Raw genomic sequence first — 26,786 nt, 5'->3', positions numbered from 1 at the left:
CTTCGGCGCCGTGCTCACGCGCCAGCCCGTCCGTTCAGGTGGCTGAACGCCTCTGCGCTATTTCCCGCTCAGCGGAAACCGGTTCACGCACCGTCGCAAATCGCGCGCGGATTTCGCTTTCCGTAATCATCCACAAAGGATTCCTGAACCGCCGTACGAGACAGATCGTGTCCACTGTGTACCGAATCGGCGCTCGCGCGGACGGAGTAACGTTGTGCGCCAAGCGGTATCACATATGTGAACGGCGATCACGTTTCTGAATTGTTATCAGGACTGCCTTGCCCGGTTTTTTCCGGCGTGTGAGTGTGGTCCCCGCTGGCTGGACTGAACCTATGAAAGAGGCGACCCGGCAATGACGCAGACGGCCCCGCCGCGGCATATCAGCCGAACCACGCTGTACTTCTTCGGCGCGCTCGGCGGCATCTTGTTCGGTTACGACCTCGGGGTGATCTCCGGGGTGCTCCCGTTCATCGGGAAAGCGTGGTCGCTGACCGCCTGGGACAAGGGTGTGATCACCGCCAGCCTCTCGGTCGGCGCGATCGTGGGCGCGCTGTTCTCCAGCCGCATCAACGAAGCCCTCGGCCGGCGGCGCACCATCATGGTCGCCGCGGTGGTGGTCATCGTGGGCACGCTCGCGGCGAGCTTCTCGCCGACGTTCGCGCTGCTCGTGATCTCGCGGCTGGTGATCGGCCTCGGCATCGGGCTTTCGTCCTCGACGGTGCCGACCTACCTGTCGGAGCTCGCGCCGGCCCGGTTGCGCGGCGCCATGGGCGCGCTCAACCAGATCTTCATCGTGCTCGGCATCCTGATCGCGTTCCTGGTCAGCTACTGGCTCGGCCCGATCTCCGCGTGGCGCTGGATGTTCGCCGGCGCCATCGTGCCCGCCGCGATCCTGCTGGTCGGGCTGGCGTTCCTGCCGGAGACCCCGCGCTGGCTGCTCAAGAACGGCCAGGAGGAGGAAGCCCGGCGGGTCCTGGCGAGCGCGCACGGCAACTCCGTGAACCTCGACGAGGAGATCGAGACGATCCGCGACGTCATCCGGCTGGACACCGAGGCCAAGCCGCGGTTCCGCGAGCTGTTCTCCGGCTTCGTGCGCCCGATGATGGTCGTCGCGATCCTGCTCGCCGTCGGCCAGCAGTTCAGCGGGGTCAACGCGATCAACGCGTACTTCCCGACGATGCTGATCGGCCTCGGCTTCGCCACCCAGGCCGCGCTGCTGTCCGGCGTGCTGCTGGGTGTCACGAAGTTCCTGTTCACCGCGTGGGTCGTGTTCGTCGTCGACCGCTGGGGCCGCAAGCCGCTGCTGCTCATCGGCAACGTGATCATGGTCGTGACGCTGGCGGCGGCCGGGCTCGTGGTGCTGAACGTCCACGACACCGGCACCCGCGGCATCCTGATGCTGGTGATGATGGTGCTGTACCTGGTCGGCTACGAGCTCGGCTGGGGCGCGGTCGTCTGGGTGATGATGGCTGAGGTGTTCCCGCTGAAGTACCGCGCGGCGGGCATGGGCGTCAGCAGCGTCGTCCTCTGGGCGGCGACCGGCATCGTGAGCGCGGTCTTCCCGCTCATCTCCGCCGTGGGCTCGCTCGGCATCGGCGGTTCGATGTTCCTGTTCGCCGGGATCAACGTGGTGCTGTTCGTGCTCACCAAGTGGCTGGTCCCGGAGACCAAGGGGCGCACCCTGGAGCAGATCGAGCTCGACCTGCGGGCGCGCCAGGGCGTGACCGCGAGCTGACCCCGGGTGGTCGGCACCGGCGGGACGCGGATCTTCCGTGTCCCGCCGGTTCAGTGTGCGGGGGCGGTGACCAGGCCGAGCTTGCCGGCGAGCCGGCCGACCCACGCTTCGACCTCCTCCGGTGCCCGGTCCGGGAGCCCGAAGACGGTTTCGGTGACGCCGATCGAGTCCAGGTGCGCCAGGCGCTCCCGGTCCGGGCGTTCTCCGAGGGCGCAGACCCGCGGCGCCCCTTCGCGGCCTTCGTCGCGCCAGATCTCCTTGAGCAGGGCCAGATGCCCGTCCAGGTCGGTGTCGGCCGGGGTGGTGATCCAGCCGTCGGCGTGGCGCGCGATCCAGCGGAACGTCTTCTCCGTCGGGCCCGCGCCGAGCAGCACCGGGATGTGCGGCTGGACCGGCTTCGGCCACGCCCAGCTGGGCCCGAAGGAGACGAACTCCCCGGCGTAGGCGGCTTCTTCCTCCGTCCACAGTGCACTCATCGCCTCGAGGTACTCGCGCAGCGCGGTGCGGCGGCGGTTGCCGGGCACCCCGTGGTCGGTCAGCTCGTCGACGTTCCAGCCGAACCCGGCGCCGAGCGTGACCCGCCCGCCGGAGAGGTGGTCCAGGCTCGCGATCGTCTTGGCCAGCGTGATCGGGTCGCTCTCGACGGGCAGCGCCACCGCGGTGGACAGCCGGATCCGCGACGTGACCGCGGCCGCCGTCGCCAGTGCGACCCACGGATCGAGCGTGCGGCTGTAGCGGTCGTCGGGCAGGGAAGCGTCCCCGGTGCGCGGGTGCGGCGACTCGCGCTTCACCGGGATGTGCGTGTGCTCGGGCACGTAGAAGGTGGCGAACCCGGCGGCTTCGGCGGCGCGGGCCGCGGAAGCCGGGGTGATGCCTCGGTCGCTGGTGAACAGCACGATTCCGTAGTCCACGCGAGGAGCGTATTAGAACGTGTTTCAGTTTTCAAGGCGGGCCGTGTTGCCGGGTTGCTGCCGGATTCGTCCCAGTCCGTGGACAGAGCAGTCCGCAAGATGGCGTGCCCGGGCCTCGGTCCGCTACCGTGGGTCACAGGTCGAGAGGCGCTGCAACGGACCCCGGGTCCGCCACGCTCGGCCGGCACGACCACCCAAGGGCGCCTCCCGACCGAGGGAGGCTGCCGGTGAACCCCAACACCCCGCGAGAGTCCGACGCCACCGCGCGCCTGCGCGAGCTGCTCGGCCGGCGGGTCGCGGTGCTCGACGGCGCCTGGGGAACGATGCTGCAGGGCGCCGGGCTGACCCCGGCCGACTACCGCGGCGACCGCTTCGGCGAGCACACCCACGACGTCACCGGGGACCCGGACCTGCTCAACCTCACCCGCCCGGACGTCATCCTCGACGTGCACCGCCAGTACCTGGCCGCGGGCGCGGACATCACCACGACGAACACCTTCACCGCCACCAGCATCGGCCAGGCCGACTACGGGCTGGAGAGCCACGTCCACGAGATGAACGTCCGCGGGGCGCAGCTGGCGCGCCAGGCCGCCGAGGAGGCAGGCGGCAAGTTCGTCGCCGGCTCGATCGGCCCGCTGAACGTCACGCTCAGCCTGTCGCCCAAGGTCGACGACCCGGCGTACCGCGCCGTCACGTTCGAGCAGGTCAAGGCCGCGTACGCCGAGCAGATCGCCGGGCTCGCCGAGGGCGGCGTCGACCTGCTGATGATCGAGACGATCTTCGACACGCTCAACTGCAAGGCGGCCATCGCCGCGGCCCGCGACGTCGCGCCGCACCTGCCGCTGTGGATCTCGGTCACCATCGTCGACCTGAGCGGGCGGACGCTCTCGGGCCAGACCGTCGAGGCGTTCTGGAGCTCGATCGAGCACGCGAAGCCGCTGGTCGTCGGTGTCAACTGCTCGCTGGGCGCGGAAGAGATGCGCCCGCACGTCGAGGAGCTGTCGCGGCTCGCGGACACCTACGTCGCGTGTCACCCGAACGCCGGGCTGCCGAACGCCTTCGGCGGGTACGACCAGACGCCCGAGGAGACCGCCGGGCTGATCGGCGGCTTCGCCCGCGATGGCATGGTCAACCTCGTCGGCGGCTGCTGCGGCACCACCCCGGCCCACATCAAGAAGATCGCCGCCGCCGCGGAAGGCGTCACCCCGCGCGAAGTGCCCGCGCCGCGCACCCACACGCGGTTCAGCGGCCTCGAGCCGTTCGGCATCGGCGCCGACACCGGGTTCGTGATGATCGGCGAGCGCACCAACGTCACCGGCTCCAAGCGGTTCCGGCGGCTCATCGAGTCCGACGACCACCAGGCCGCCGTCGACGTCGCGCTCGAACAGGTCCGCGGCGGGGCGAACCTGCTCGACGTCAACATGGACGCCGACCTGCTCGACAGCGAGCAGGCGATGACGACCTTCCTCAACCTCATCGCCACCGAGCCCGAGGTCGCCCGCATCCCGGTCATGGTCGACAGCTCCAAGTGGACCGTGCTCGAAGCCGGCCTGCGCTGCATCCAGGGCAAGGGCGTCGTCAACTCGATCAGCCTCAAGGAGGGTGAGGAGCCGTTCCTCGCCCAGGCCCGCGTCATCCGCAACTACGGCGCCGGTGTGGTCGTGATGGCCTTCGACGAGCAGGGCCAGGCCGACACCGCCGACCGCAAGGTGGACATCTGCGGCCGCGCCTACGACCTGCTCACGCAGAAGGCCGGGTTCGCGGGCGAGGACATCATCTTCGACCCCAACGTGCTGGCCGTCGCCACCGGCATCAGCGAGCACAACGGCTACGCGAAGGCGTTCATCGACGCGCTGCCCCGGATCAAGGAGCGCTGCCCGGGCGCCCGGACCAGCGGCGGCATCTCGAACCTCTCGTTCTCCTTCCGCGGCAACGACGTCGTCCGCGAGGCGATGCACTCGGCGTTCCTCTTCTACGCCGTGCAGGCCGGGCTCGACATGGGCATCGTCAACGCCGGCCAGCTCGCGGTCTACCAGGACATCCCGGCCGACCTGCTGGAGCTGGTCGAGGACGTGCTCTTCGACCGCCGCGAGGACGCCACCGACCGGCTGGTGAGCTTCGCCGAGAACGTCAAGGGGAGCGGCACCAAGCGGGTCGTCGACCTCTCCTGGCGCGAAGGCACCGTGCAGGAGCGGCTCTCGCACGCGCTCGTGCACGGGATCGTCGACTTCATCGAGGACGACACCGAAGAGGCGCGGCAGCAGCTGGCGCGGCCCCTCGAGGTGATCGAAGGCCCGCTGATGGACGGCATGAAGATCGTCGGCGACCTCTTCGGCTCCGGCAAGATGTTCCTGCCGCAGGTGGTCAAGAGCGCCCGCGTGATGAAGCGGTCGGTCGCCTACCTCGAGCCGTTCATGGAGGCCGAGAAGGAGGAAGCCCGGCTTGCGGGGCGCGCCGAGGTGTCCAACGGCCAGGGCAAGGTCGTGCTCGCCACGGTGAAGGGCGACGTCCACGACATCGGCAAGAACATCGTCGGCGTGGTGCTCGGCTGCAACAACTACGAGGTGATCGACCTCGGCGTGATGGTGCCGGCGGCGAAGATCCTCGACACCGCCGTCACCGAGGGGGCGGACGCGGTCGGGCTGTCCGGGCTGATCACGCCGTCGCTCGACGAGATGGTCTCGGTGGCCACCGAGATGCAGCGCCGCGGGCTGAAGCTGCCGCTGCTCATCGGCGGGGCCACGACGTCCCGCCAGCACACCGCGGTCCGGATCGCGCCCGCCTACGACAACGCGACCGTGCACGTGCTCGACGCGTCGCGCGTGGTCGGCGTCGTCTCCGACCTGCTGGACCCGGACCGGTCGATCGAGCTGGCCGAGCGGAACCGGGCCGACCAGGAGGTGCTGCGCGAGCAGCACGCGAACAAGCAGCGCCGCCCGATGCTGACCCTCGAGCAGGCGCGGGCGAACCCGGAGAAGGTGTCGTTCGACGACCTGCCGACCCCGGCCTTCACCGGCGTGCGGGTGGTCGAGCCGAGCATCACCGAGCTGCGCGAAATGGTCGACTGGCAGTTCCTGTTCCTGGCCTGGGAGCTCAAGGGCAAGTACCCGGCGATCCTGGAGCAGCCGGTCGCGCGGGAGCTGTTCGACGACGCGAACACGCTGCTGGACCAGATCATCGCCGACGGCAGCTTCACCGCGAAGGGCGCGTACGCGTACTGGCCGGCGCACCGCGAGGGAGACGACATCCTGCTCGACGGCGAGTTCGCCCACGTCGGCTTCCCGATGCTGCGCCAGCAGACGTCGAAGCCGCTGGACCGCGCGAACCGCTGCCTCGCCGACTACATCGCGCCCGCGGGTGACCACCTCGGCGGGTTCGCCGTCGCCATCCAGGGGGCCGAGAAGCTCGCCGCGAAGTACGAGGCCGAGCAGGACGACTACCGCGCGATCATGGTCAAGGCGCTGGCCGACCGGCTCGCCGAGGCCTTCGCCGAGCACATCCACCTCAAGGCCCGCCGCGACTGGTTCGAGCCGGACGCCGACCCGCTGCTGGAAGACCTGCACGCGGAGCGGTTCCGCGGCATCCGCCCGGCGCTCGGGTATCCGGCCAGCCCCGACCACAGCCAGAAGCGCGAGCTGTTCGAGCTGCTGGAGGCGGACGAGCTGGGCATGGCGCTGACCGAGTCGTTCGCGATGACCCCGGCGGCGAGCGTGTCCGGGCTGATCTTCGCCCACCCGGACTCGAAGTACTTCACCGTCGGGCGGCTGAACCGCGACCAGATCGAGGACTACGCGCGCCGCAAGGGGGTCGAGGTCGCCGAGGTCGAGCAGTGGCTGCGGCCGAACCTGGCCTACGAGCCCGAGGCGTAGTCCTTCAGCGCGATGTCGGTGGCGAAGTTGTCGGTCGCCTTGAGCATCATGCGGAGCAGGAAGCGGGACTTGAACGTCCAGTCCCGCAGCTTGATCCGCAGCCGGGACGGCGGCGCGAGGAACGGGCCCGCGCTGCCGCGCTGGGAGATCTTGGCGTAGCCGCGGAACTGCTCTTCATACGCCGCGAAGGCGGTCCGGTGGTCGCCGCCGGCCGCCAGGAGCTCGCCGGCGAGCACGTACGCGCCGACGATCGCCAGGCCGGTGCCGAAGCCGCCGAGCGTGTTGCCGTACGCGGCGTCGCCGAGCAGGACCACGCGGCCGCGCGAGTAGTGGTCGATCGTGACGCGGGCGAGCGAGTCCAGGTAGAACTCGCGAGCCTGCGGGACCTTCGCGATCAGCTCGGGCACGCGCCAGCCGGCGCCGCGGTAGGCCTCGGCCACCAGCTTCCGCTGCTTCGCGACGTCCGTGCGGTCGTAGTCCAGCTCCGGCGAGGCGAACACGAAGAACGCCGACGCCTTCGGCCCGCCGACCGCGGTCATCCGGCCCGGCTCGTTGTACATCACCGCGTCGCCGTCGGCGACCTCTTCGCCCAGCTCGGCCAGCGCGTAGTAGTGACCGAGGAAGCGGACGTAGTCCCGCTCCGGGCCGAAGGCGAGCCGCCGGACGTTCGAGTGGATGCCGTCCGCGCCGACCACCAGGTCGAACCGGCGGGGTGCGGCGTTGGCGAAGGTGACGTCCACGCCGTCGGGCGTCTCGACCAGCGCGGTGATGGTGTCCCCGAACAGGTACTCGCAGTGCTCGGCGGTGCGCTCGTAGAGGAGCTGGGCCAGGTCGCCCCGGCGGATCTCGATCTCGCCCCCGGTGAACTCGCCGGGGATCACCGCCTGGGCGCGGCCCTCGGCGTTGATGATCGTCTGGTCGGTTCCGCCGGTCTGGCGGGCCAGGACGTCGTCGAGGATGCCCATCCGCTCGAGCACGGTCCGGTGGGTGTCACCCTTGAAGTCGACCGCCTGCCCGCCGGGCCGCACCGCGGGGGCGCGTTCGACGACGGTGACGGTGCAGCCGTAGCGGGTCAGCCAGTGGGCGAGGGCGGGGCCGGCGATGCTGGCGCCGGAGATGAGGACGGTGAGGTTCTTCATGCCCCGGAGCTTCCCGGGCGGCGCTGACCGTTCCCTGGCCGTCCGCTGACGGTCACCGTCGGCGTCCGGTGCGTGACTGTCCCGAATGGACGGCCGAGGACGGAAAATTCCCGGCCACCGGCGCGGGTTTCCCGTGTTGACCCGGTTCGGTTCCGGGGGGACCATCTTCGCCGGGGAGAGGGGGCGGCCAGTGCTGGACAGCGGAACCCGCCCGGCGCCGAGCGGTCTCGGAGTGCTGCTGGGCCACGGCGAACACGCGCTCGGCGTCGACGGTGACCTGCGCGCCGGCCGGGAGTGGTTCGACCGCGCGTACCGGGCCGCCGAGGCCGCGGCCGACGGCACGGCGATGGCGCGCGCCGCGCTGGGCCTGGGTGGGCTGTGGGTCCACGAGCACCGCAGCGCGCCCGCCGCGGCGTTGCTGCAGGCGAGGCTGCGCAGTGCCCGTGACGCGGTGGAGCCCGGTTCGTCGCTGGCCCTGCGGCTCAAGGCCCGGATCGCCGGCGAAGCCGACTACGTGGCGGGGGAGAGCAACCGGATCCTCGCGGTGCTGGAAGAGGCCAAGCGCGCGGGTGACCCGGTGGCCTGGGCGGAGGCCGCGAGCCTCGCCCACCACTGCCTGCTCGGGCCCGACCACGGCGGGCAGCGCCGCGCGCTCGCGCAGGAGCTGATCACCGAAGGCTTCCGGACCTCGCGGCGCAGCGACCTGCTGATGGGCCTGCTCTGGCGCACGGTCGACCTCTTCCTCGACGGCGACCCGCACGCCCGCCGCGGCCTCGCCGACCTGCGCGGGCAGCTGGCCGAGCGGGACCACCTCGCGGTCGGGTTCGTGCTCGACGCCGTCGACGTCATGCTCACCATCCGCGCGGGCGACTTCGCCGGGGCCGAAGCGCGGGCCGCCGCCTGCGCGGAACGCGGCGAGCGCGCCGGCGACGCGGACGCGCCCGCCTGGTACGCGGCGCAGCTGGTCGCCATCCGCTGGTACCAGGGCCGGATCGCGGAGCTGGCGCCCGTGCTGAGGGAGACGGCGAACTCGCCCACGCTGAGCGCGATCGACAACGCGCCGGTCGCCGCGCTGGCCGTGGCCGCCGCGGCGGCGGGAGACCATCGTGAGGCCGCCGGCGCCCTGGCCCGGCTGCGCGGCCGTGACCTGGCGCTGCTGCCGCGGTCGAGCAGCTGGCTGGTCGCGATGTACGGCATCGTCGAGTCCGCGTGCCTGCTCTCGGACGTCGAATCGGCGCTCGCCGCGTACGCGCTGCTGACCCCGTTCGCCCGGCTGCCGATGACGGCCAGCCTGGGCGTCGCGTGTTTCGGCTCGGTGCAGCACGCGCTCGGCGTCGCGATGCTGACCGCCGGGGAGCCCGAACGCGCGGCCGGGCACTTCCGGACCGCGGTGCGGGACAATCTGGCCCTGGCGCACTGGCCGGCCGCGGCGCTCTCCCGCGCCCGGCTCGCGCAGGCGCTGGCGCTGCTGCCGGGCTCGGCCGGCGCCGAGCGCGAGCGGGCCGCGGCGGTGAAGGAAGCGGCGGAGCTCGGCATGGTCCTGCCCGACGCCCCCGCGCGACCGGCCGCCGGGCGCGTCACCTGCCACCGGCACGGCAAGCACTGGCTGGTCAGCCTCGGCGCCCGGTCGGTGCTCGTCGAGCACAGCGTCGGCATGGGCTACCTCGCGACCCTGCTGGAGTACCCGGACCACGAGCTGCCGGCCGTCGAGCTGGCCGCCGGGCCCGGTGTGCGGCCCGCCGCGACGTCCGCGCAGCCGGTGCTCGACCCGGCCGCCACCAGCCACTACCGCCGGTGGCTGGCCACCCTGGAGGCCGAGCTCGACGAGCACGAGGCCAACCACGACGACGGCCGCGCCGAGCGGGTGCGGAGCGAACGCGACTGGCTGCTCGGCGAGCTGTCCGCCGCCGCGGGCCTGGCCGGCCGGGTGCGGGAGTTCGCCGGAGCCGAGGAGAAGGCCCGGATCGCCGTGGGCAAGGCGATCCGGCGGGCCTTGACTCGCATCGCCGCCGCGGACGCGGTGATCGGCGACGTCCTGCGCGACGGCGTCCGCACCGGGACCCGCTGCTGCTACCGCCCCGGCTGAGGGTGCCTACTCCACGGCGCCGTTCCGGGTCAGCAGCGTCTGGTACCAGGCGTCGTACGGGTGGTTCGTCGCCGGGTAGCTCGCCAGCGGTGTGGTCGCCTGGCTTTCGGAGTCGAAGTCCCAGCCGCGGACCAGCTTGCCGGAGCCGCGGGCGGCGGTGATGAACGCCGACTCCGTCGCGGGTGCGCCGTAGAACAGCGCACCTTGCTGGAGCTCCGCGCTGTCCCCCTTCTGGAACTCGTCGAACGCGACCTGCCGGTAGCGGATCCGGTCACCGGCGACGCTCGCGGTGTCCACGCGCAGAGTGTTCGACGGCGTCGGGCCGTCCGCGCCCGTCCACACCTTCACCCGCCGGCTGCCGTTCGTGGCGACGTCCTTGGCGAACCGTGCGTCGGAGGTCTTGGTGTTGCCGGTCCACGACACCGTCGTGCCCGCCAGGGTGCCGTTCCAGGCCCAGTTCTGGCTGGTGCTCTGGCTCTGGTGGATCTCCCGCAGGTGGGTGCCGTCGGTGAACGCGACGGTCGGCAGCACGCCGTTGTCGTACTGCCGGCTCGCCTGCCAGGTGATCTCGCCGTCCGCGCCGAGCTTGCCGACGTGCGACCAGAGCGTCGACGCGCTCTGGGACTGGTGCACCTCGACGAGGTCGCCGTTGTCGTTCAGCGCGACGGCCGGCGTCTGGCCGTTGTCGTACTTCCCGTGCCGCAGCCAGGTGACCCGCCCGTCCGCGCCGTACGTGCCGGTCCAGTACCAGAGCGCGCCGGCGCCCGAGTCGTGCACCTCGACGAGCTGGCCACGGCCGTTGAGCGCGACCGCCGGGTGGGAACCGACGTCACGCTTGTACTCGGCACGCGTCCCGGCGTCGCCGGACAGCAGCGGCAGCACCCGCCCGCGCAGCGCGTCGACCGTCGGCTGGCCCGCCGGGTAGTCCTGCGCCCGCAGCAGCCGGCCGCCGAACACCGACTCCAGCTCCTGGTTGACGGCGGTGAGGTTGCCGGCCGCGTAGGAGGTGTTGTCGGTCAGGTTGTCCTTGAGGTCGAGCATCACCACGATCGGCGCGGCCGCCGGGTGCGCCGCCGACCACGAGTTCACCGTGGCCAGCCAGTCGCGCAGGTTGTTCGACGCCGGGTTGCCGCCGCTGTGGTCCACGGCGTTGCCGGGCGAGTCGTGGCCGACGCCGTAGTCGTGGTTCGTCGCGTAGCCGTTGTCGTGCACGTCGAGCTCGATGAACCGGACGCCGTGGGCGAGCTGGTAGGCGATGGAGCTCTTCGCGCCGTCGACGTTGCCCGAGTAGCTGTTGTGGGTGGCCCGGAACACCGAACCGGTGAAGGGCGGGCTCGCGGCCTCGGCCGTGCCGGCGGTGAGCAGCGCGGCGGCGGTGATCGCGGAGACGGCCAGAGCGGGCAGTCGGGTCATCCTCGGGTCCTCACGTCGGCGAACGGGGCTCGCCCCATCCTGGCCGTCCGAGCGGGACGCTGTCTCGAACTCCGGTGGAACGTCGTGGAACGGCCGTGGAACGCCCAGGAGGTGACAACCGGTTTTTCGAGGGAGGAAAACACCATGACCCACACCGGCGAACCCGGGGCGGCCCAGCCGCCGGCCGCGCCCAAGAAGCCGAAGCGGCGCCAGAAGATCGTGCTCACCGTGTTCCTGGTCGTCGTCGCCGCGATCCTCGCCCTGGTCTGGGTGGCGACCCGGGACAACGGCGAGAACGCGCAAGCCGGTAACTGCGTCACCGAAAGCGGCGAGAACTACGTGAAGATCGTCGACTGCGGCGCGGCGAACGCGACGCTGAAGGTCGTCGCGCGGATCGAGGACAAGACGCAGACGGAAGCGCAGGTCAGCGCATGCACCGCCTACCCGGACGCGGACCAGGTGTTCTGGGAAGGCAAGGAGGGCCAGACCGGCGTGGTGCTCTGCCTGGCGAAGACCGGCAAGTAACCCGTGGCGGCCGGGAAGTTCTCGTTCACCGGGTCCGGCGGGCTCCGGGTCTCCAGCGGCGGGCGCACACTCGCCGCGGCGGGGGACGTGATCGTGATCGGGGACCGGGTCTTCCGGCTGGCCGAGGTCGACCGGGTCGCCTACGCGGCGGCGGCCCGGCCGCGCCAGGCCAGCTACGCGCTCGGCCTGGCCGCGGGCCCGGTGCGCGGCCGGTTCGTCTTCGACGCGTTCGGCCGGGGCGGCGAACTGGACGACGCGCGCGAGACCTGGCGGCGGCTGGTCGAACTGGTCGAATGCGCGGCCTGCCCGCGGATCGCCGGCGCCGCGGCCGACGCGATCACCGCCGGCGCCACCGCCCGGTTCGGCCGCCGCCCGCGGATCGACGCCGACGCCGAGGGCCTGCGGCGCTGCCGGTGGTCCGGGAAGAAGGTGCCGTGGGCGGCAGTGCTCGGCACGGACCTGCGCGCGGGACAGGTGCGCGTGTGGACCGGCGGCCCGGAGCCGGCACTGGCCACCGGGATGGGCGGCTGGAACGCCGTCGTCCTGCCACGGGTCGCCGGAATCATGCTCGGGCGGGAAAAAGAATCACCGGGAAATCAATGATCACGATTTCCCGTTAATGGGCGGTAAATGCTCACGGAATGAAAGATCGAATGTCCGTTCTGTCGTGTTCGCCGCGCCATTCGGCGATTAATGCGAAATCGCCGCGCGGATCCGGTACTCCACCGGGCCGTGCGTGGTCATTATCCCGTGGAACAGGTGTGCGCGGACACCGGAAAGCCGCGAGGCACGGGGAGGCAGTGGGTGTGGGGACGAACTGGCCGCTGGTCGGCCGCGACGAAGAACTGACGGCGGCGCGCCGGGCGCTGGCCGACGCGGAGGTGTGCGGCCTGCTGCTGACCGGGCGCGCCGGCGCCGGCAAGACCCGGCTGGCCAAGGTGCTGCTGGCCGAACTGGCCGCCGGGGGCGCGCGCACGCATTGGGTGCGCGCGATGTCGTCGGCCTCGACGATTCCGTTCGGCGCTTTCGCGCATCTGCTGCCCGGGGGCACGGAAGGCCCGGCGGACCGCGCGCACCGGCTCAACCAGGTCGCCGGCCACCTCACCCGCGGCGCCGAGGGACGCCGGCTCGTGCTGTGCGTCGACGACGCGCACCTGCTCGACGACCTGTCGGCGACCCTGGTGCACCAGCTGGCCGCGACGGCGTCGGCGTTCGTGATCGTGATCGCGCCGCACGGCGTGAGCGTGCCCGACCCGGTGTTCGCGCTGTGGAAGGACCGCGTCGCCGAGCGGCTCGACGTCCGGGAGCTCACCCGGCCGCAGACCACCGAGCTGGTCACCGCCGCGCTGGGCGGCCGGCTCGACGACGGCGCCGAGCACCGGCTCTGGCACCTGACCCTGGGGAACCCGCTCTTCCTGCGGGAGCTCGTGCAGGGCGGGCTCGACAGCGGCGAGCTGTCGGCCCGGGACGGCGTGTGGCGGTGGAGCGGCGCGCTGCGGGCGACCCCGCGGCTGGTCGAGCTGATCGAGACCCGCACCGACCGGGTCGACGCCGACGAACGGCGGCTGCTGGAACTGCTCGCCTTCGGGGAGCCCCTGGGCAGCGAGCCCCTCGTGCGCCTCGGCGCCGGGCGGGTCCTCGCCACCACCGAGCAGGCCGGTCTGGTCGTCTCGGAACGCACCGGGCGGCGGCTGAACGTGCGGCTCGCGCACCCGCTGTACGCCGAGGTCATCCGGCGCCGGACGTCACCGCTGCGCCAGCGTGACACCTACCGGATCCTCGCGCAGACCCTGGACCTCACCGGCGCCCGGCGCGCCGAGGACAAGCCGCGGCTGGTGCGGTGGCGCCTGGCCGCCGGGCTGCCGACCGACCCACAGCTGGTCCGGGCCGCGGCGGAGACGTTGCTGCGCAAGGACTTCCCGCAGGCGGAGCAGCTGGCGGCGGAGGCCGTCCGGATGGGGGGCGGGTTCGGGGCGAAGTTCCTGCTCGCCCAGGTCCGGGTGGCCGGCGGCCGTCACTCCGACGCCGACGCGCTGCTCGCCGAACTGGCCGGCGAGACGGTGTCGGACGCGCAGCACGCCCGCGTCGCCGCGACCCGGGCGCTGAACCTGGCCTTCGGGCTCGGCCGCGCGCCAGAGGCCGAAGCCGTGCTGGACACCGCGGAGACCGGGGTGTCCGGGACCGCGGACGACCTGGTGACCGCCCGGGCGGCACTGCGGGCGGCCGCGGGTGAGCCGCGGATGGCGCTCGATCTGCTCGGGCCGGTGCTGGACCGCAACCGCCGCGGCGATCCGCTCCGGCTCGCGGCGCTGGTGGTCGCCGCGGACGCTCTCTCCGAATGCGGACGGACCGAGGCGTGCCTCGGCGTCGTCGAAGAGGGAATGGCCGTGGCTTCGCGGATTTCGGACGCTTGTGCGCCCGGGGCGAGAGTCCGGCTGGAGCACGCGCGGATCGTCGCGCTGTGCCGGGCGGGGCGGCTCGAAGAGGCCGAAGACCTGGCCGGGGAGGGCTACCGGGACGCGGTGGGGGACCGCTGGGGCCCGGCGCTGGCCGGCGCGGCGGCGTCGCTGGGCACGGTGGCGCTGGCGTACGGGAACATCCGGGCGGCGATCCGCTGGTTGCGGGAGGCGTTGGCGGCTGAGGAGCACGACCGGCCGCACGCGTTCCGGCCGGCCGTCGTGGCGGCCCTGGCCCGCGCGACGGCGATGGCCGGCCGTGCCGAGGAGGTGCCCGGCCTGCCCGCGGATCCTCTCGGCGGGTGGAGCCGCGCCTGGCTGGCCGCCGCGCGAGGCGAGCTGTCGCGCGCCGGAGAGCTGGCCGCCGAAGCCGCGGCGACGGCGGAGGTGGCGGGCCGGCTCGCGGTGGCCGCCGAGATCCGCCACGACCTGGTCCGCTTCGGCGCGGGTTCGGACTCCTTCGGCTCCCCGGGCGGCACGCTGGGGGCGCTCTACTCCGCGCACGCGCGGGCAGCGTCCGCGACGGAACTGGACGAGGTGGCAACGGGTTTCGCCGACACGGGCGCACGCCTGCTGGCAGCGGAGGCATCGGCCGAGGCGGCCCGCGCCCACCGCGCGGCGGGCAAACTCGGCAGCGCGGCGACGTCGGCCAACCGCGCGCGGGCATGGCTGGCGTCCTGCGAGGACGCGGCGACACCGGCGTTGGCCCTCTTGGACACACCGCTCGACCTGACGGTCCGGGAGCTGGAGATCGCCCGCCTGGTGGCCACGGGCCTGACCAGCCGCGCGGTCGCGGACCGGCTCGTGGTTTCGGTGCGGACGGTCGACAACGTCCTGCACGGCGTCTACGCGAAGCTGGGTATTTCCGGCCGCCGCGAGCTCGCTTCGGTGGTGGGCCGCCCGGAGGGGAGTAGTCCCGGCGACGGTCCTTAGGTAGCCCGCGCCGGCCGCGGCCGCGAAGCCGAGTAGCGCGCTACTCATGACCGGAGGGGCTCGCGGCCCAAGACTGGATGACAACGGAGGGGCATCGGCTTCACCGATCCGAAGAGCAGGAGTGCACACGATGACGACTTCATCGGGCGACGTTTTCCAGAACGAGCAAGGAGCCGGGGGGAATCAGTTCAATGAGCAGGCTTCCACGGGTGGAGGTTCGGGGAGCATTTTCCAGAACGAGCAGGGTTCGGGGGGTTCCGGTGGGGACCAGTTCAACGAGCAGGCTTCGACTGGTGGTCGTGGGGACATCTTCCAGAACGAGCAGGGTTCCGGCCGCGGCGGCAGCCAGTTCAACGAGCAGGCTTCGGCCGGTCACCACGGTGACGTGTTCCAGAACGAGCAGGGTTCGGGCGGTCACGGCGGGAATCAGTTCAACGAGCAGGCTTCGACCGGTGGCAGCGGCAGCATCTTCCAGAACCAGCAGGGCGCCGGTCACGGTGGCAACCAGTTCAACGAGCAGGCTTCCACGGGCGGTCGCGGGGACATCTTCCAGAACGAGCAGGGTTCCGGCGGTCACGGCGGGAATCAGTTCAACGAGCAGGCTTCCACGGGCGGTCACGGCAGCATCTTCCAGAACGAGCAGGGTTCCGGTGGCCACGGCGGGAATCAGTTCAACGAGCAGGCCTCCACGGGCGGTCACGGCAGCATCTTCCAGAACGAGCAGGGTTCCGGCGGTCACGGCGGGAATCAGTTCAACGAGCAGGCCTCGACCGGCGGCCACGGCAACATCTTCCAGAACGAACAAGGCGCCGGCGGCGGAAACCAGTTCAACGAGCAGGCTTCCACGGGCGGCCACGGCAACATCTTCCAGAACGAGCAGGGCGCGAGCGGCCACCACGGCGGAAACCAGTTCAACGAGCAGGCGTCCACCGGGCACCACGAGAGCCACGAGCACGACCACCACCGCCACGACGAGCACCACCAGGAGCACCACGCCGACCACCACCACGACGTCGAGCACTACTGAGCAGACATCCGGTAAGGACTGAGGAGCGGTCATGCAGGAGCCGAGCGGCGGGGGAGCCATCGCCCTCGACACACTCGACTTCGCGGTCAAGGGGGCGCGGGCCTACGGGCGGGACGATCTCGTCCGCAGGCTCACCGACGCCCGGCGCCTGCTGTCCGAACCGGACGTCACCGTCTACGTCGTCGGGGAGTTCAAGCAGGGCAAGAGTTCTCTCATCAACGCCCTGCTGACCGCCAAGATCTGCCCGGTCGACGACGACATCGCGACCGCGGTGCCGACCGTCGTCCGGTTCGCGCCGGAGTCCGGGGCTCTGGCGACCTACGAGCCGGCCGACCCTTCGTCGCCGCCGTGGACCGAGCGGATCTCCCTCGACGATCTTCCTTCGCACGTCAGTGAAGCCGGGAACCCGGGGAACGTCCGGAAGCTCAAGTCCGTCACCGCGTCGATCAGCCGCCAGCTGCTATCCGGTGGGCTGGTGCTGGTCGACACCCCCGGCGTCGGCGGGCTCGGCTCGCTGCACAACGCCGTCACCGTCAGCTCGCTGCCGCGGGCGCACGCCGTCCTCTTCCTCTCCGATGCTTCGCAGGAGCTGACCGGCGCCGAGCTGCGGTTCCTCCGGACGGTCAAGGAGCTCTGCCCGAGCGTCTTCTTCGTCCTCACCAAGATCGACCTCCACCCGCAGTGGCGGCGGATCCTCGAGCTCAACGCCGGCCACCTCGAAGCCTGCGGGATCACCCTCGACACCGTCGCGGTCTCCTCGGAGCTGCGGACCGTCGCGGCCCGCTCGGCCGACCAGGCGATGAACGTCGAGTCCGGCTTCCCGCAGCTGGTCAAGCGCCTGCAGGGGGTCGTCGGAGACGCCGAGCGGTCGGCGCTGAACGCCGTCGGGCTGCACGTCGGGTCCGCCGTCGGGCAGCTGCACGCCGCCCTGCGCGCCCGCCGGACCTCGCTCGCCCACCCCGAACAGTCCGCCGCCCTCGTCACCGAGCTCGGCCGGGTCAACGACCGCGTCGACGCCCTGCGCAGCCAGTCCGCGAAGTGGCAGCAGCTGCTCTTCGACGGCTTCGCCGACATTTCGTCCGATGTGGACTACGACCTGCGCGCCCGCTCGCGCGGGGTGCTGCACGAGGCCGAAGAGGCCATCGAAGACGGCGATCCCGCCAAGAACTGGGACGAGTTCGAGAAGTGGCTGCGGCAGCGCCTCGCGAACGAGACGCTCGAGAACTACGCGACGTTCGTCAAGCAGGCCCGTCACCTCGCCACCCGGGTCGCCGAGCACTTCGAGCTCGCGGAGTCGCAGGCCGTGCTGCCGCGCGAAGTGCAGGCGCCGGTAAAGGTGGTCGAGGAGATCGACATCGACTCGTCGTTCACCGGGGTCAAGACCCGCGGCGCCACCGGGATGGCCGCGTTCCAGAAGGCCTACAGCGGTTTCCTGATGTTCTCGATGCTGACGAAGATGGCCGCGCTCGCGATCCCGACCCCGTTCGGTGTCGCCGCCGGCCTGCTCATGGGCCGCTCGGGGTTCGTAGACGAGCGCAAGCGGCAGCTCGAGAAGCGCCGCGGCCTGGCAAAGACCGCGGTACGCCGGTTCGTCGACGAGTTCAACCTGCAGGTCGGCAAGGACTCCCGCGACGCGATGCGGACCGTCCAACGAGAACTCCGCGACGCCTACAGCGCGCGGGTCGAAGAACTGCAGCGGTCCCTGACCGAAGCGCTGGCCGCGGCCAAGAAGGCCGTCCTCGACGACGAGTCCGAGGCGGGCGAGCTCAAGCGGCTGGAGGCCGACATCGAAGCCCTCGAGGTGCTCGCGCGCCGCGCCGACGAGCTCACCCTGCGCAGCGCGCCGCAGTCCCGGCCGGTTCCGGCGGTGACCCGATGACCACGTTGTATCTCCAGGTCCGCGGGTTCGTCGCCCGCGCCTGCGCCGGGTACGCCGGCACCCCCGCCGAGCCGATGCTGCGGCAGATCGCCGGCCGGCTCGCCGAACCGCTGCGCGTCGCCATCGCCGGGCGCGTCAAGGCCGGGAAGTCCACCCTGCTCAACGCGCTCGTCGGCCAGGAGCTGGCGGCGACGGACGCAGGCGAGTGCACCCGCGTCGTCACCTGGTACCGCAACGGCCCGACCTACCGGATCATGCTGCACCCGGTGCGCGGGATGCCGCGCCAGCTGCCGTTCGGGCGCCTGTCCGGCACGCTCGGCCTCGAGCTGGGCCTGCCGCCCGGCGACGTCGACCGGCTCGTCGTCGACTGGCCGTCGCCCGCCCTGCGGGTGATGACGCTGATCGACACGCCCGGGCTCGGCTCGGCGCGCCCGGCGGTGTCCGAACGCACCGAGGTGGCGCTGGTCCCCGAGGGCGACGGCGTCGGCACGGCGGACGCGGTGATCTACCTGATGCGCCACGTCCACGGCGACGACGTCCGGTTCCTGGAGGCCTTCCACGACGACCCCGCCCAGCGGCGGCCGGTGAACACCATCGGCGTGCTGGCCCGGGCCGACGAGGTCGGGCACGCGCGGGTGGACGCGCTGGACTCGGCGGCGAAGATCGCCGGCCGGTACGCCCGAGACTCGCGGGTCCGCGGGCTCTGCCAGACCGTCGTGCCGGTCGCCGGCCTGCTGGCCAGCTCGGCGGCGACGCTGAAGGAGTCGGAGTACCGCGCGTTCCGGGTGCTGGCCGCCGCGCCGGAGGCCGAGGTCGCCGGGCTGCTGACCTCGGCCGACCGGTTCGCCCGCGGGGAGTCCGAAGTGGACGTTCCCGCCGCCGAACGCGCCGAGCTGCTGGCCCGCTACGGCCTCTTCGGCGTCCGGCTGTCGGTCGAGCTGACCCGCGGGGGCCTGGTGACCGGCGCGCGGGCGCTGTCGGGGGAGCTGCTGGCCCGCAGCGGCCTGCACGGCCTGCGCTCGCTGCTGACCACGCAGTTCGCCGCCCGGGCCGACGTGCTCAAGGCGCGGTCGGCGCTGCAGGCGGCGGAGCTCGTGCTGCGCGCCTTCCCGGACCGCACCGGCGGGCTGCTGCACGAGTGGGAGCGGATCGTCGCCGGCGCCCACGAGTTCGCCGAGATCCAGCTGATCGACTCGATCCGGCTCGGCGTGGTCCTGTTCACCACCGACGAGGCTCGCGACGCGGAACGGCTGCTCGGCGCGGCCGGGGTGGACGCGGCGAGCCGGCTGAACCTGCCGGGGAACGCGGGCCGCGCCGCGGTCCGGCAGGCGCTCGGCGCGCAGCTGCTGAGGTGGCAGCGGCGCGCCGAGCACCCCGCGTCGCCGCGTGACGTCCGCGAGGCCGCCCGTGTCCTGGTCCGCACCTGCGAAGGAATCCTGCTCAGCGAAGCCCGGGCGGAGGTCTTGTCGTGACCGAACTGCCGAAGAAGATCAAGCGAGCGGCCACGGCCGTCGCCGGCGCCGTCGCCTCCGAAGTCGCCGGCAACCTGCTGACGCCGGGCGCGAGCCAGCCCCCACCGCCCCCGCCGCAGCCGGAACCGGCCGCCGCGGAGACCGCGCAGGACAGCGGTCACGAGTACGTGCCGCACGTCGAGACCAGCACCGTCACCCGCGGGGAGAACGGCTCCGTCGAGGCGCAGACCGGCACGGTCTGGCACCCGGAGACCACAGAGGGCACGCCGCTGGAGGACCTGCCGACCGTCGAGGAGTTCGAGCAGATCGACGTCCGCGAGGACGAGTTCGGCAACTTCGTCATCGACGCGACCGAGCGGTTCGTGGTGCACAACCACGGCCACGACGAGGTGTACGTCGACCACCAGCACCTCGTCGTGCCCGGCGACGGGACCCCCGGCGACACGGACATCGACATCGTTCAGGACGCCGACGTCGTGATCCACGAGAACCCCGACGGCACGATCACCGTGGAGCACCAGGGGTCGCTGACCTACGAGCTGACCCCCGACGCGCCGGGGCACGGCGACATCGAGGTGTTCCAGGAGGAGACCGTCGTGCTCGACGAGGCCGAGACCGGCCCGCCGGGGATCGAGGTCGAGGTCGGCGTGGACGAGCAGGCGAGGGCCGAGGACCCGTTCGGCGAGCCGGCCGGGCCGACCATCCACCAGACCGAGGTGATCACCGACAAGGCCCGCGGCACCACCGTGACCGCGTCGGTCACCGCCCCGGCGCCGTCGCTGCCCGGGCCGCCGGCGCCACCGGTCGTCACCTTCGCCCGTCAGCCGTCCACAGTGGACACCGCGCCGGCGGCCGTCGAGACGACGATGGCGGCGTCGGCCACGCTCGCCGAGCACCCGGCGCCGCGGCACAGCTTCGCGACCGAACGCGAACCCGCGCACCACGACGCCGGCGAGGTGACCGGCTCGCGCCCGCCCGCGGCGGAGAAGCACCCGTTCGAGCCGCCACGGCACCACGAGCCGGAGACACGTGGCGTGCCGGACGAACCGCCGCCGGAGCCACCGGAGCCGGTGGACCCGCCGCCGCCCGAAGACCACCACGAACACCAGGACCACCACGAACACCCCACGCACGCCGAGGAACCGGAGCCGGTCCCGGACGAGCACCCGACTTTTGACCACGCGCACACCGCCGGCGGAGGCTGACATGGGTTACGGACTGGGCATCGACCTCGGCACGACCTTCACGGCCGCCGCCGTCGACAGTGCCGGCCACGTCGAAATGGTGTCGCTCGGCGACCGCACCGCGGCGATCCCGTCGGTGGTGCTGCTGCGCGCCGACGGCGGGGTGCTGGTCGGGGACGCGGCGAGCCGGCGCGCGGCCGTCGAGCCGGACCGCGTGGCGCGGGAGTTCAAACGGCGCCTCGGCGACCCGACACCGGTGCTGCTGGGCGGCGCGCCGCATTCGGTGGCGTCGCTGATGGCGCACCTGCTCGGGTACGTCGTGCGGACGGTCGCCGGGCAGCAGGGCGGCCGGCCCGACCGGATCACGCTCACGCACCCGGCGAACTGGGGGCCGTACAAGCGCGAGCTGTTCGAGCAGGTGCCCCGGCTGACCGGGATCGACCACGTCGGGCTGATCACCGAGCCGGAGGCCGCGGCGGCCCACTACGCCGCCCAGGAACGGCTGGAGGACGGCGCCGTCGTCGCGGTCTACGACCTCGGCGGCGGCACCTTCGACGCGACCGTGCTGCGCAAGCGCGGCGGCGGCTTCGAGATCCTCGGCACCCCGGAAGGGATCGAGGGCCTGGGCGGGGTCGACTTCGACGAAGCCGTGTTCGGGCACGTCGACCGCGCGCTCGACGGGAAGCTGTCGCAGATCGACCCCGACGACGCCGGCGCGGTGGCCGCGGTCGTCCGGCTGCGCCAGGAGTGCGTGCTGGCCAAGGAAGCCCTGTCGGCCGACACCGAGACTGCCGTCCCGGTGCTGCTGCCGTCGGTGCAGACCGAGGTGCGGCTGACCCGCGGCGAGTTCGAGGAGATGGTCCGCCCGTCGATCACCGCGACGATCGGGTCGCTGCACCGGGCGCTGCGCTCGGCGAACCTCCGGCCGGCCGACCTCGGCGCGGTGCTGCTGGTCGGCGGCTCGTCACGGATCCCGCTGGTGTCCCAGCTCGTGTCGGCGGAGCTCGGCCGGCCGACCGCGGTCGACATCCACCCGAAGTACGGCGTCGCGCTCGGCGCCGCGGCACTGGCGTCCGGGCGGTCCGGGCTGGTGCAGGCGACGCGGTCGCAGCCGGCGCTCCGGCCGGTGCCGCCGCCGCCCGACGTCGTCCGCGTGCCGGCGCCGCGGGAGGAGACGCGCGAGATGGCCGCGCCGGCGTTCGGCGCGGGTGCGCCGCCGCCGTCGCTCGGGCGCGGCAAGTCCGACACCGCGAGCCCCGGGCGGCGGGCTTCCCGCCGGGGCGTGGTGGTCGGCCTGTGCGCGGTCGCGGTCGTCGCGATCGGCGGGGTGGCCGTCGCGGTGAGCAGCTCGGGCGGAACCCCGTCCGGGACGACCCCGCCGGCGTCGAGCTCTGCGACCGAGACGCCGACGCTGGTGACCCTGCCGTCGCCGGAGGACTCGCAGCCGGCGCAGGTGACGGTCGTGCCCCCGCACACGAACCCGCCGGCCACGACCCGGCGCAAGACCCCGCCGCGGACGACCACGCCGACCCGCACGACCACCCCGACCACGACCACCACGCCGACGACCTCGACGAGCGCGAAGCCCACGACCTGAGCCCAGGATGTGAGAAGTTTTCCCACCCATGGGGTGAAGAGGCGTGACCGGGCGTTGACCCGCATCGCCGGGTGAGCGCAAGTAGGACCGGTGATCACTCTCCGGCCGGCGCCGGCGCGGCCCACGACGGGCGCCCGGCAGCTCGCGCTCCTCGCCGCGGTGCAGGTGTGCGCGATGAGCGTCTGGTTCTCGGCGTCCGCGGTGGTTCCGGCGCTGCGCGCGGAATGGGGCCTCTCGCGCGAACACACCATCCTGCTCACGGCGGCCGTCCAGGTGGGCTTCGCCTGCGGCGCGGTGGTTTCGGCCGCCCTGAACCTCGCCGACCGCGTCCGGCCGCAGGTGCTGATCGCGGGCAGCGCGCTGCTGGCGGCGGGCGCGACGGCGGTGCTGCCGTGGTGCGCCGGCGCGCACGGGGCCGTCGTCCCGCTGCGGTTCCTGACCGGATTCGCGCTCGCCGGGGTCTACCCGGTCGGGATGAAGGTCGTGGTGTCGTGGTTCCCGCGGCGGCGGGGGTTCGCGCTCGGCGTGCTGCTGGCCGCGCTGACCGTCGGGTCGGCGTTGCCGAGCCTGCGGTCCGCGCCGGCTTCCCTGCCGTGGCAAGCCGTTCTGCTCTGCTCGGCCGCGCTGGCGACGGCCGGGGCGGTGATCTCGGCGGTGTTCGTCCGGCCGGGCCCGGACCTGGCGCCGGCGCCGCCGTGGCAGCCGCGGCACCTGCTGCGGATGGCGGCCGACCGCCGTCAGCGGCTGGTGTGCCTCGGCTACTTCGGCCACATGGGGGAGCTCTACGCGCTGTGGGCGTGGCTGCCGGCCTACCTCGCCGCGACCGGCGGCCCCGGCGGGCTGACGACGTTCGCCGTGATCGGGCTGTGCGGGGCGGCGGGCTGCGTGCTGGGCGGTGTCCTGTCCGACCGCTGCGGCCGCGTGGTGGTCGCGACGGCGGCCATGCTCGTCAGCGCGGGCTGCGCCCTGCTGTCGTACCCGGCGGCGGGCGCCGGCCTGCTGCTGCCGGTGCTGCTCGTGTGGGGTGTCGCGGTGATCGCCGACTCGGGCCAGTTCTCCGCGGCGCTCGCCGAAACGGCGGACCCGCGCTACGTCGGCACCGCGCTGACCGCGATGACGGCCTTCGGGTTCCTGCTGAGCGCGGGCACGATCCAGCTGCTGCCGCTGGTGGCCGACGCCGTCGGCTGGCGTGCCGCGGTGCCGCTGCTCGCCGTCGGGCCGCTGCTCGGCGCGGCGGCGATGGCCCGCCTGCGCCGGTAGCCTCGCGGACATGGTGGCAGAGCACGTGATCGTGACGTCGACGACCGATTCCGAAGCGGCGGCCCGGGAACTGGCCGCCGCGGCGGTGGCGGAACGGCTGGGGGCGTGCGCGCAGATCGTCGGCCCGGTGACCAGCGTCTACCGCTGGGAGGGCGAGGTCCGCAGCGACCAGGAGTGGCGCGTCGAGATCAAGACGACCGCCGCCCGGGTGCCCGCGCTGACCGCACGGCTCGGGCAGCTGCACGGCTACGACCTCCCGGAGATCATCGCCACGCCCGTCGAAGGCGGCAGCGCCGAATACCTGGCCTGGGTGACCGCCGAAACCGGGAACGGTGGTTAGCTGGTCGGCATGGACGACCTCAGAACCCGCTTCGAGACGCTGACCACCGCCCACCTCGCGGACGCGTGCATCCGGGCCGGGCTCCCGGTCCGCTGCGCCCCGGCCACGACCCGCGCGGTGGAACCGGGCAGCCGCCTGTTCGGCCCGGCCGTGCCCGCCCGGCACGTCGGCAGTGTCGACGTCTTCCTGGAGGCGTTCGAGAACGCGGCCGCGGGCGGGGTGCTGGTGGTCGACAACGGCGGCCGCCTCGACGAAAGCTGCGTCGGCGACCTGGTGGTGCTGGAGGCCCGCGCGGCCGGGCTCGCGGGGGTCGTCATCTGGGGGCTGCACCGTGACACCGCCGACATCCGCGCCATCGGCCTGCCGGTGTTCAGCCTCGGCTCGCTCCCGACCGGCCCGCTGAGCCTCGGCCCGCGGGTCGACGGCGGACTCGATGAAGCGGTCGTCGGCACCTGGCGGATCGGGCCCGCGGACCTCGTGCTCGGTGACGACGACGGCGTCCTGTTCGTCCCGCTCGCCCGCGCCGGCGAGCTGTTCACGCTCGCCGAGGGCATCCGCGACACCGAACGCCGCCAGGCCGACCGGATCCGCGCCGGCGAGCCGCTGCGCGACCAGGTCCGCTTCCGCGACTTCCTCGCCGCGCGGGAAACCGACCCGGCGCTGACCTTCCGCGCGCACCTGCGTGCCGTCGGCGGCGCGATCGAGGAGTGAGCGTGTAACCGCGCCGGCACCGGGTATCCGGGCAGCGCACCGGCCCGGGAGGCACGACCGTGGACAAGCTCATGGACTTCGGCAAGGACACCGAATACCACTTCGCCCGCGGCCTGCGGGCCTACCTCGGGCGGGTCGCGAAGGCCGCCGGAGTCGGCTTCGAATCGTGTTCGCTCGACTTCGGTGTGCCCAGCTCCGGCTACGTGGCCCTCGACCGCGCGCGGCCGGACCACGACCACGACCTCGCGCTGGTCTGGCACGAGGTGCACGGCTGGGCGGCGGTCGCCGAGCCCGCGGGCGGGGAAACGGCCGAGGTGCTCGGGTACCTCGGCGGGGACGTGGTGCCTCCCGCGGACGCGGTCGTCCGGTTCCTCGACGGGCTGCGCTCCGCGACCCCGCCGGCCGGGCCGGTCCGCCCGCCGGTGCTGCGGACGGCGGGCGACCACGAAGAGCTCGTCGGCCGGCTGCCGGTGACCGGGCCCGAAGGCCTGCTGCGGCCGAGTTCCCCGGGCTTCTGAGCGGCGTCCACACCGGAGGAAGGAACCCCGCGGAGCGCCTAAGATGCGCCGGCAGCCGCCGTCCAGCGAGGGATCCCCGTGAGCAGCCCCGACGCACCCCGTCCCGTTCGCGTCCTCCTCGTGGAGGACCACGACATGGTGGCGGAGGCGCTGCAGCAGGCGCTCGACCGCGCCGACGGGATCACCGTGGTCGGCCGCGCCCGGTCGCGGGTCGAAGCCGTCCTCGACACGCGCGCGCACGAGCCGGACGTCGTGGTGCTGGACCGGTGGCTCTCCGACGGCGACGCCCTCGGTGTCATCGCGGAGCTCGGCTCGGGCGGCGCGCGGGTGCTGGTGCTGACCGGCGACGCGACCGCGGCGATCGCCGTGCAGGTGGCGAAGGCGGGCGGGGCCGGGCTCCTGCTCAAGTCGTCGCAGCTCGGCGTGCTGGAGACCGCGGTGCGGGACGTGGCCGCCGGCGGGGTGGTCTTCGACCCGGAGCTGCTGCCCGGGGTCTTCGACCAGCTCACCGGAAGCGCGCCCGGCGCGGGGCTGACGGTGCGCGAGCGGGAGACCCTCGACCTGCTCGCCGAAGGCGCCACCACCGACGAAATCGGCCGGCGCCTCGGCGTCTCCCGCAACACCACGCGCAACCACGTCCAGCGGGTGCTGGAGAAGCTCGGCGCGCGGTCGAAGCTCGAAGCGGTGGCCGTCGCCCGCCGGGAGGGCCTCATCGGCTGATGCGGGTGCACCAGTGGTCCCGCGCGGAGTGCGCCCTCACCGACTTGGCCGGCGGACTCGCCGAAGCGCGCCGGTTCGCCCGGCTCACCCTGCTCGCCTGGGCGGACAGCACCGTCGTCGACGACGTGCTGCTGGTCGTCACCGAGCTCGCGACCAACGCGCTGCGCACGGCTGGCTGTCGGTCGCCGGCACCCCGGGCGACGGCACGGTCGTCGCCCGGGGTGCCGATGCTGCCCGACGTGACGGGGCTCGAACCGTGACCGAGCTGCGCGTGCTGATCTCCGACGACGACGTGATGATCCGCGACGTCCTCAAGAGGGTCCTCGACGAGGAGCCGGACATCGCGGTGGTCGCGGTCGCCCGCGACGCCGACGAGGCGATCCGGCTCGCCGAGCGCCACCGGCCGGCGGTCGCGGTCCTCGACGTCCGGATGCCGGGCGGGGGCGGCGCGCGAGCCGCGCGCGAGATCGCGCGGTGCAGCCCCGGCACCGCCATCCTGGCCTTCTCCGCCTACGCGGACCGGGCGTCGATGGCCGGGCTCGCCGAACACGGTGATCGTCGAAGCCGTCCGGCGGCTGGGCCGCGGCACGCCTTCGTGATCCGGGGTCAGCCGACCGGCCGGGGGTTCATCACGCCGTAGAAGTCCATCGGCAGCAACGTGAAGAGCCGCAGCACCGCGCGGGACCGCCCCGGGTTGACGGCGAGGCGGGCGCCCGCGGCGTCGGCGAGCAGCTGCGCCCGCAGCAGCGAGTTCAGCCCGGCGACGGAGAAGAACGTGACGCCGTCGAGGTGGATGGCGACCTCTTCGACCTGGCTGCGGATCCGGGACTGGAGGACTTCGTCGAGCCGGCGCGCGGTGGAGAGGTCGATTTCGCCAGCCACCTCGACCACGACGCTGCGGCGCGAGGGGCGGACCACCCGCAGGGACATGTCGCCGTGGGCGTTGACCCAGGCGCCGGTGAGATCGTGGTCGGCCGGGCGGGGTTCGGGAACCATCGCGGCACACCCTTT

The 26,786-nt window shown here is 72.8% G+C and carries 22 protein-coding genes; 17 read left to right on the top strand and 5 right to left on the bottom strand.

What is annotated here, in order from left to right:
* Positions 1–352 precede the first annotated feature (352 nt).
* Positions 353–1,735, top strand: coding sequence for a sugar porter family MFS transporter (locus ACZ63E_RS16410; protein ID WP_465336799.1), 1,383 nt, complete (start codon positions 353–355; stop codon positions 1,733–1,735).
* Positions 1,736–1,785: 50 nt separating this feature from the next.
* On the opposite strand, the gene ACZ63E_RS16405 is transcribed toward ACZ63E_RS16410, so the two are convergent.
* Positions 1,786–2,646: a TIGR03619 family F420-dependent LLM class oxidoreductase gene (locus tag ACZ63E_RS16405; protein WP_465336798.1), complete on the bottom strand. Its 861-nt coding sequence runs from the start codon at positions 2,644–2,646 to the stop codon at positions 1,786–1,788.
* 227 nt (positions 2,647–2,873) lie between these two features.
* Here ACZ63E_RS16405 and metH point away from each other — a divergent pair, with 227 nt between their 5' ends.
* The gene (gene metH / locus ACZ63E_RS16400; RefSeq protein ID WP_465336797.1) at positions 2,874–6,515 is read left to right on the top strand and encodes a methionine synthase; all 3,642 of its coding nucleotides are present in this window, start codon (positions 2,874–2,876) and stop codon (positions 6,513–6,515) included.
* Here metH and ACZ63E_RS16395 read toward each other — a convergent pair.
* On the bottom strand, positions 6,497–7,654 hold the full coding sequence (locus ACZ63E_RS16395) for an FAD-dependent monooxygenase (protein WP_465336795.1): 1,158 nt from the start codon (positions 7,652–7,654) through the stop codon (positions 6,497–6,499). The two genes, metH and ACZ63E_RS16395, sit on opposite strands and share 19 nt — an antisense overlap.
* Before the next feature lie 190 nt (positions 7,655–7,844).
* On the opposite strand from ACZ63E_RS16395, the gene ACZ63E_RS16390 reads away from it, so the two are divergent.
* Positions 7,845–9,740, top strand: coding sequence for a hypothetical protein (locus ACZ63E_RS16390; RefSeq protein WP_465336793.1), 1,896 nt, complete (start codon positions 7,845–7,847; stop codon positions 9,738–9,740).
* Positions 9,741–9,746: 6 nt separating this feature from the next.
* Here the strand turns inward: ACZ63E_RS16390 and ACZ63E_RS16385 are convergent, their stop codons facing one another.
* Positions 9,747–11,153 carry a PI-PLC domain-containing protein gene (locus tag ACZ63E_RS16385; RefSeq protein ID WP_465336791.1) on the bottom strand — a complete coding sequence of 469 codons (1,407 nt, stop codon included), beginning with the start codon at positions 11,151–11,153 and terminating at the stop codon, positions 9,747–9,749.
* Positions 11,154–11,297: 144 nt separating this feature from the next.
* On the opposite strand from ACZ63E_RS16385, the gene ACZ63E_RS16380 reads away from it, so the two are divergent.
* From ACZ63E_RS16380 to ACZ63E_RS16370, 3 genes are all read left to right on the top strand, one after another.
* Positions 11,298–11,678 carry an LppU/SCO3897 family protein gene (locus ACZ63E_RS16380; RefSeq protein ID WP_465336790.1) on the top strand — a complete coding sequence of 127 codons (381 nt, stop codon included), beginning with the start codon at positions 11,298–11,300 and terminating at the stop codon, positions 11,676–11,678.
* A 3-nt stretch (positions 11,679–11,681) separates the two neighbouring features.
* Positions 11,682–12,281, top strand: a complete 600-nt coding sequence (locus tag ACZ63E_RS16375; RefSeq protein ID WP_465336789.1) for a hypothetical protein — start codon at positions 11,682–11,684, stop codon at positions 12,279–12,281.
* Between the two features lie 203 nt (positions 12,282–12,484).
* Positions 12,485–15,067, top strand: coding sequence for an AAA family ATPase (locus tag ACZ63E_RS16370; protein WP_465336788.1), 2,583 nt, complete (start codon positions 12,485–12,487; stop codon positions 15,065–15,067).
* A gap of 139 nt (positions 15,068–15,206) precedes the next feature.
* On the opposite strand, the gene ACZ63E_RS16365 is transcribed toward ACZ63E_RS16370, so the two are convergent.
* Positions 15,207–16,088, bottom strand: a complete 882-nt coding sequence (locus tag ACZ63E_RS16365; RefSeq protein ID WP_465336786.1) for a hypothetical protein — start codon at positions 16,086–16,088, stop codon at positions 15,207–15,209.
* A gap of 37 nt (positions 16,089–16,125) precedes the next feature.
* Between ACZ63E_RS16365 and ACZ63E_RS16360 the strand changes: the two genes are divergently transcribed.
* The 11 genes from ACZ63E_RS16360 (at position 16,126) to ACZ63E_RS16310 (ending at position 26,415) form a co-directional block, all read left to right on the top strand.
* A complete protein-coding gene (locus ACZ63E_RS16360; RefSeq protein WP_465336785.1) occupies positions 16,126–17,973 on the top strand; it encodes a dynamin family protein in 1,848 nt (615 codons plus the stop codon).
* Positions 17,970–19,445, top strand: a complete 1,476-nt coding sequence (locus ACZ63E_RS16355; protein WP_465336784.1) for a dynamin family protein — start codon at positions 17,970–17,972, stop codon at positions 19,443–19,445. Before ACZ63E_RS16360 ends, ACZ63E_RS16355 begins: the two co-directional genes overlap by 4 nt.
* On the top strand, positions 19,442–20,650 hold the full coding sequence (locus ACZ63E_RS16350) for a hypothetical protein (RefSeq protein ID WP_465336782.1): 1,209 nt from the start codon (positions 19,442–19,444) through the stop codon (positions 20,648–20,650). Before ACZ63E_RS16355 ends, ACZ63E_RS16350 begins: the two co-directional genes overlap by 4 nt.
* A 1-nt stretch (position 20,651) precedes the next feature.
* Positions 20,652–22,226 (top strand): Hsp70 family protein, encoded by a 1,575-nt coding sequence (locus ACZ63E_RS16345; RefSeq protein WP_465336780.1) that lies wholly within the window; start codon positions 20,652–20,654, stop codon positions 22,224–22,226.
* Between the two features lie 90 nt (positions 22,227–22,316).
* Complete coding sequence (locus tag ACZ63E_RS16340; protein WP_465336778.1) at positions 22,317–23,486, top strand: MFS transporter; 1,170 nt, start codon at positions 22,317–22,319, stop codon at positions 23,484–23,486.
* 10 nt (positions 23,487–23,496) lie between these two features.
* On the top strand, positions 23,497–23,826 hold the full coding sequence (gene cutA / locus ACZ63E_RS16335) for a divalent-cation tolerance protein CutA (RefSeq protein WP_465336776.1): 330 nt from the start codon (positions 23,497–23,499) through the stop codon (positions 23,824–23,826).
* 9 nt (positions 23,827–23,835) lie between these two features.
* Positions 23,836–24,537, top strand: coding sequence for an RraA family protein (locus ACZ63E_RS16330; protein ID WP_465336774.1), 702 nt, complete (start codon positions 23,836–23,838; stop codon positions 24,535–24,537).
* Positions 24,538–24,596: 59 nt separating this feature from the next.
* Positions 24,597–25,055 (top strand): DUF6292 family protein, encoded by a 459-nt coding sequence (locus ACZ63E_RS16325; RefSeq protein ID WP_465336772.1) that lies wholly within the window; start codon positions 24,597–24,599, stop codon positions 25,053–25,055.
* A 78-nt stretch (positions 25,056–25,133) separates the two neighbouring features.
* The gene (locus ACZ63E_RS16320; protein WP_465336770.1) at positions 25,134–25,775 is read left to right on the top strand and encodes a response regulator; all 642 of its coding nucleotides are present in this window, start codon (positions 25,134–25,136) and stop codon (positions 25,773–25,775) included.
* Positions 25,775–26,035 (top strand): hypothetical protein, encoded by a 261-nt coding sequence (locus ACZ63E_RS16315; RefSeq protein ID WP_465336768.1) that lies wholly within the window; start codon positions 25,775–25,777, stop codon positions 26,033–26,035. Before ACZ63E_RS16320 ends, ACZ63E_RS16315 begins: the two co-directional genes overlap by 1 nt.
* Positions 26,032–26,415 (top strand): response regulator, encoded by a 384-nt coding sequence (locus ACZ63E_RS16310; RefSeq protein WP_465336767.1) that lies wholly within the window; start codon positions 26,032–26,034, stop codon positions 26,413–26,415. Before ACZ63E_RS16315 ends, ACZ63E_RS16310 begins: the two co-directional genes overlap by 4 nt.
* Here the strand turns inward: ACZ63E_RS16310 and ACZ63E_RS16305 are convergent.
* Positions 26,382–26,771, bottom strand: a complete 390-nt coding sequence (locus ACZ63E_RS16305; RefSeq protein WP_465336765.1) for an STAS domain-containing protein — start codon at positions 26,769–26,771, stop codon at positions 26,382–26,384. The two genes, ACZ63E_RS16310 and ACZ63E_RS16305, sit on opposite strands and share 34 nt — an antisense overlap.
* Positions 26,772–26,786: the final 15 nt, after the last annotated feature.

The organism is Amycolatopsis sp. NPDC104819, from assembly GCF_055583145.1.
Note: the sequence above shows the minus strand (reverse complement) of the source record. Positions and strands in the feature narration are given on the sequence as shown.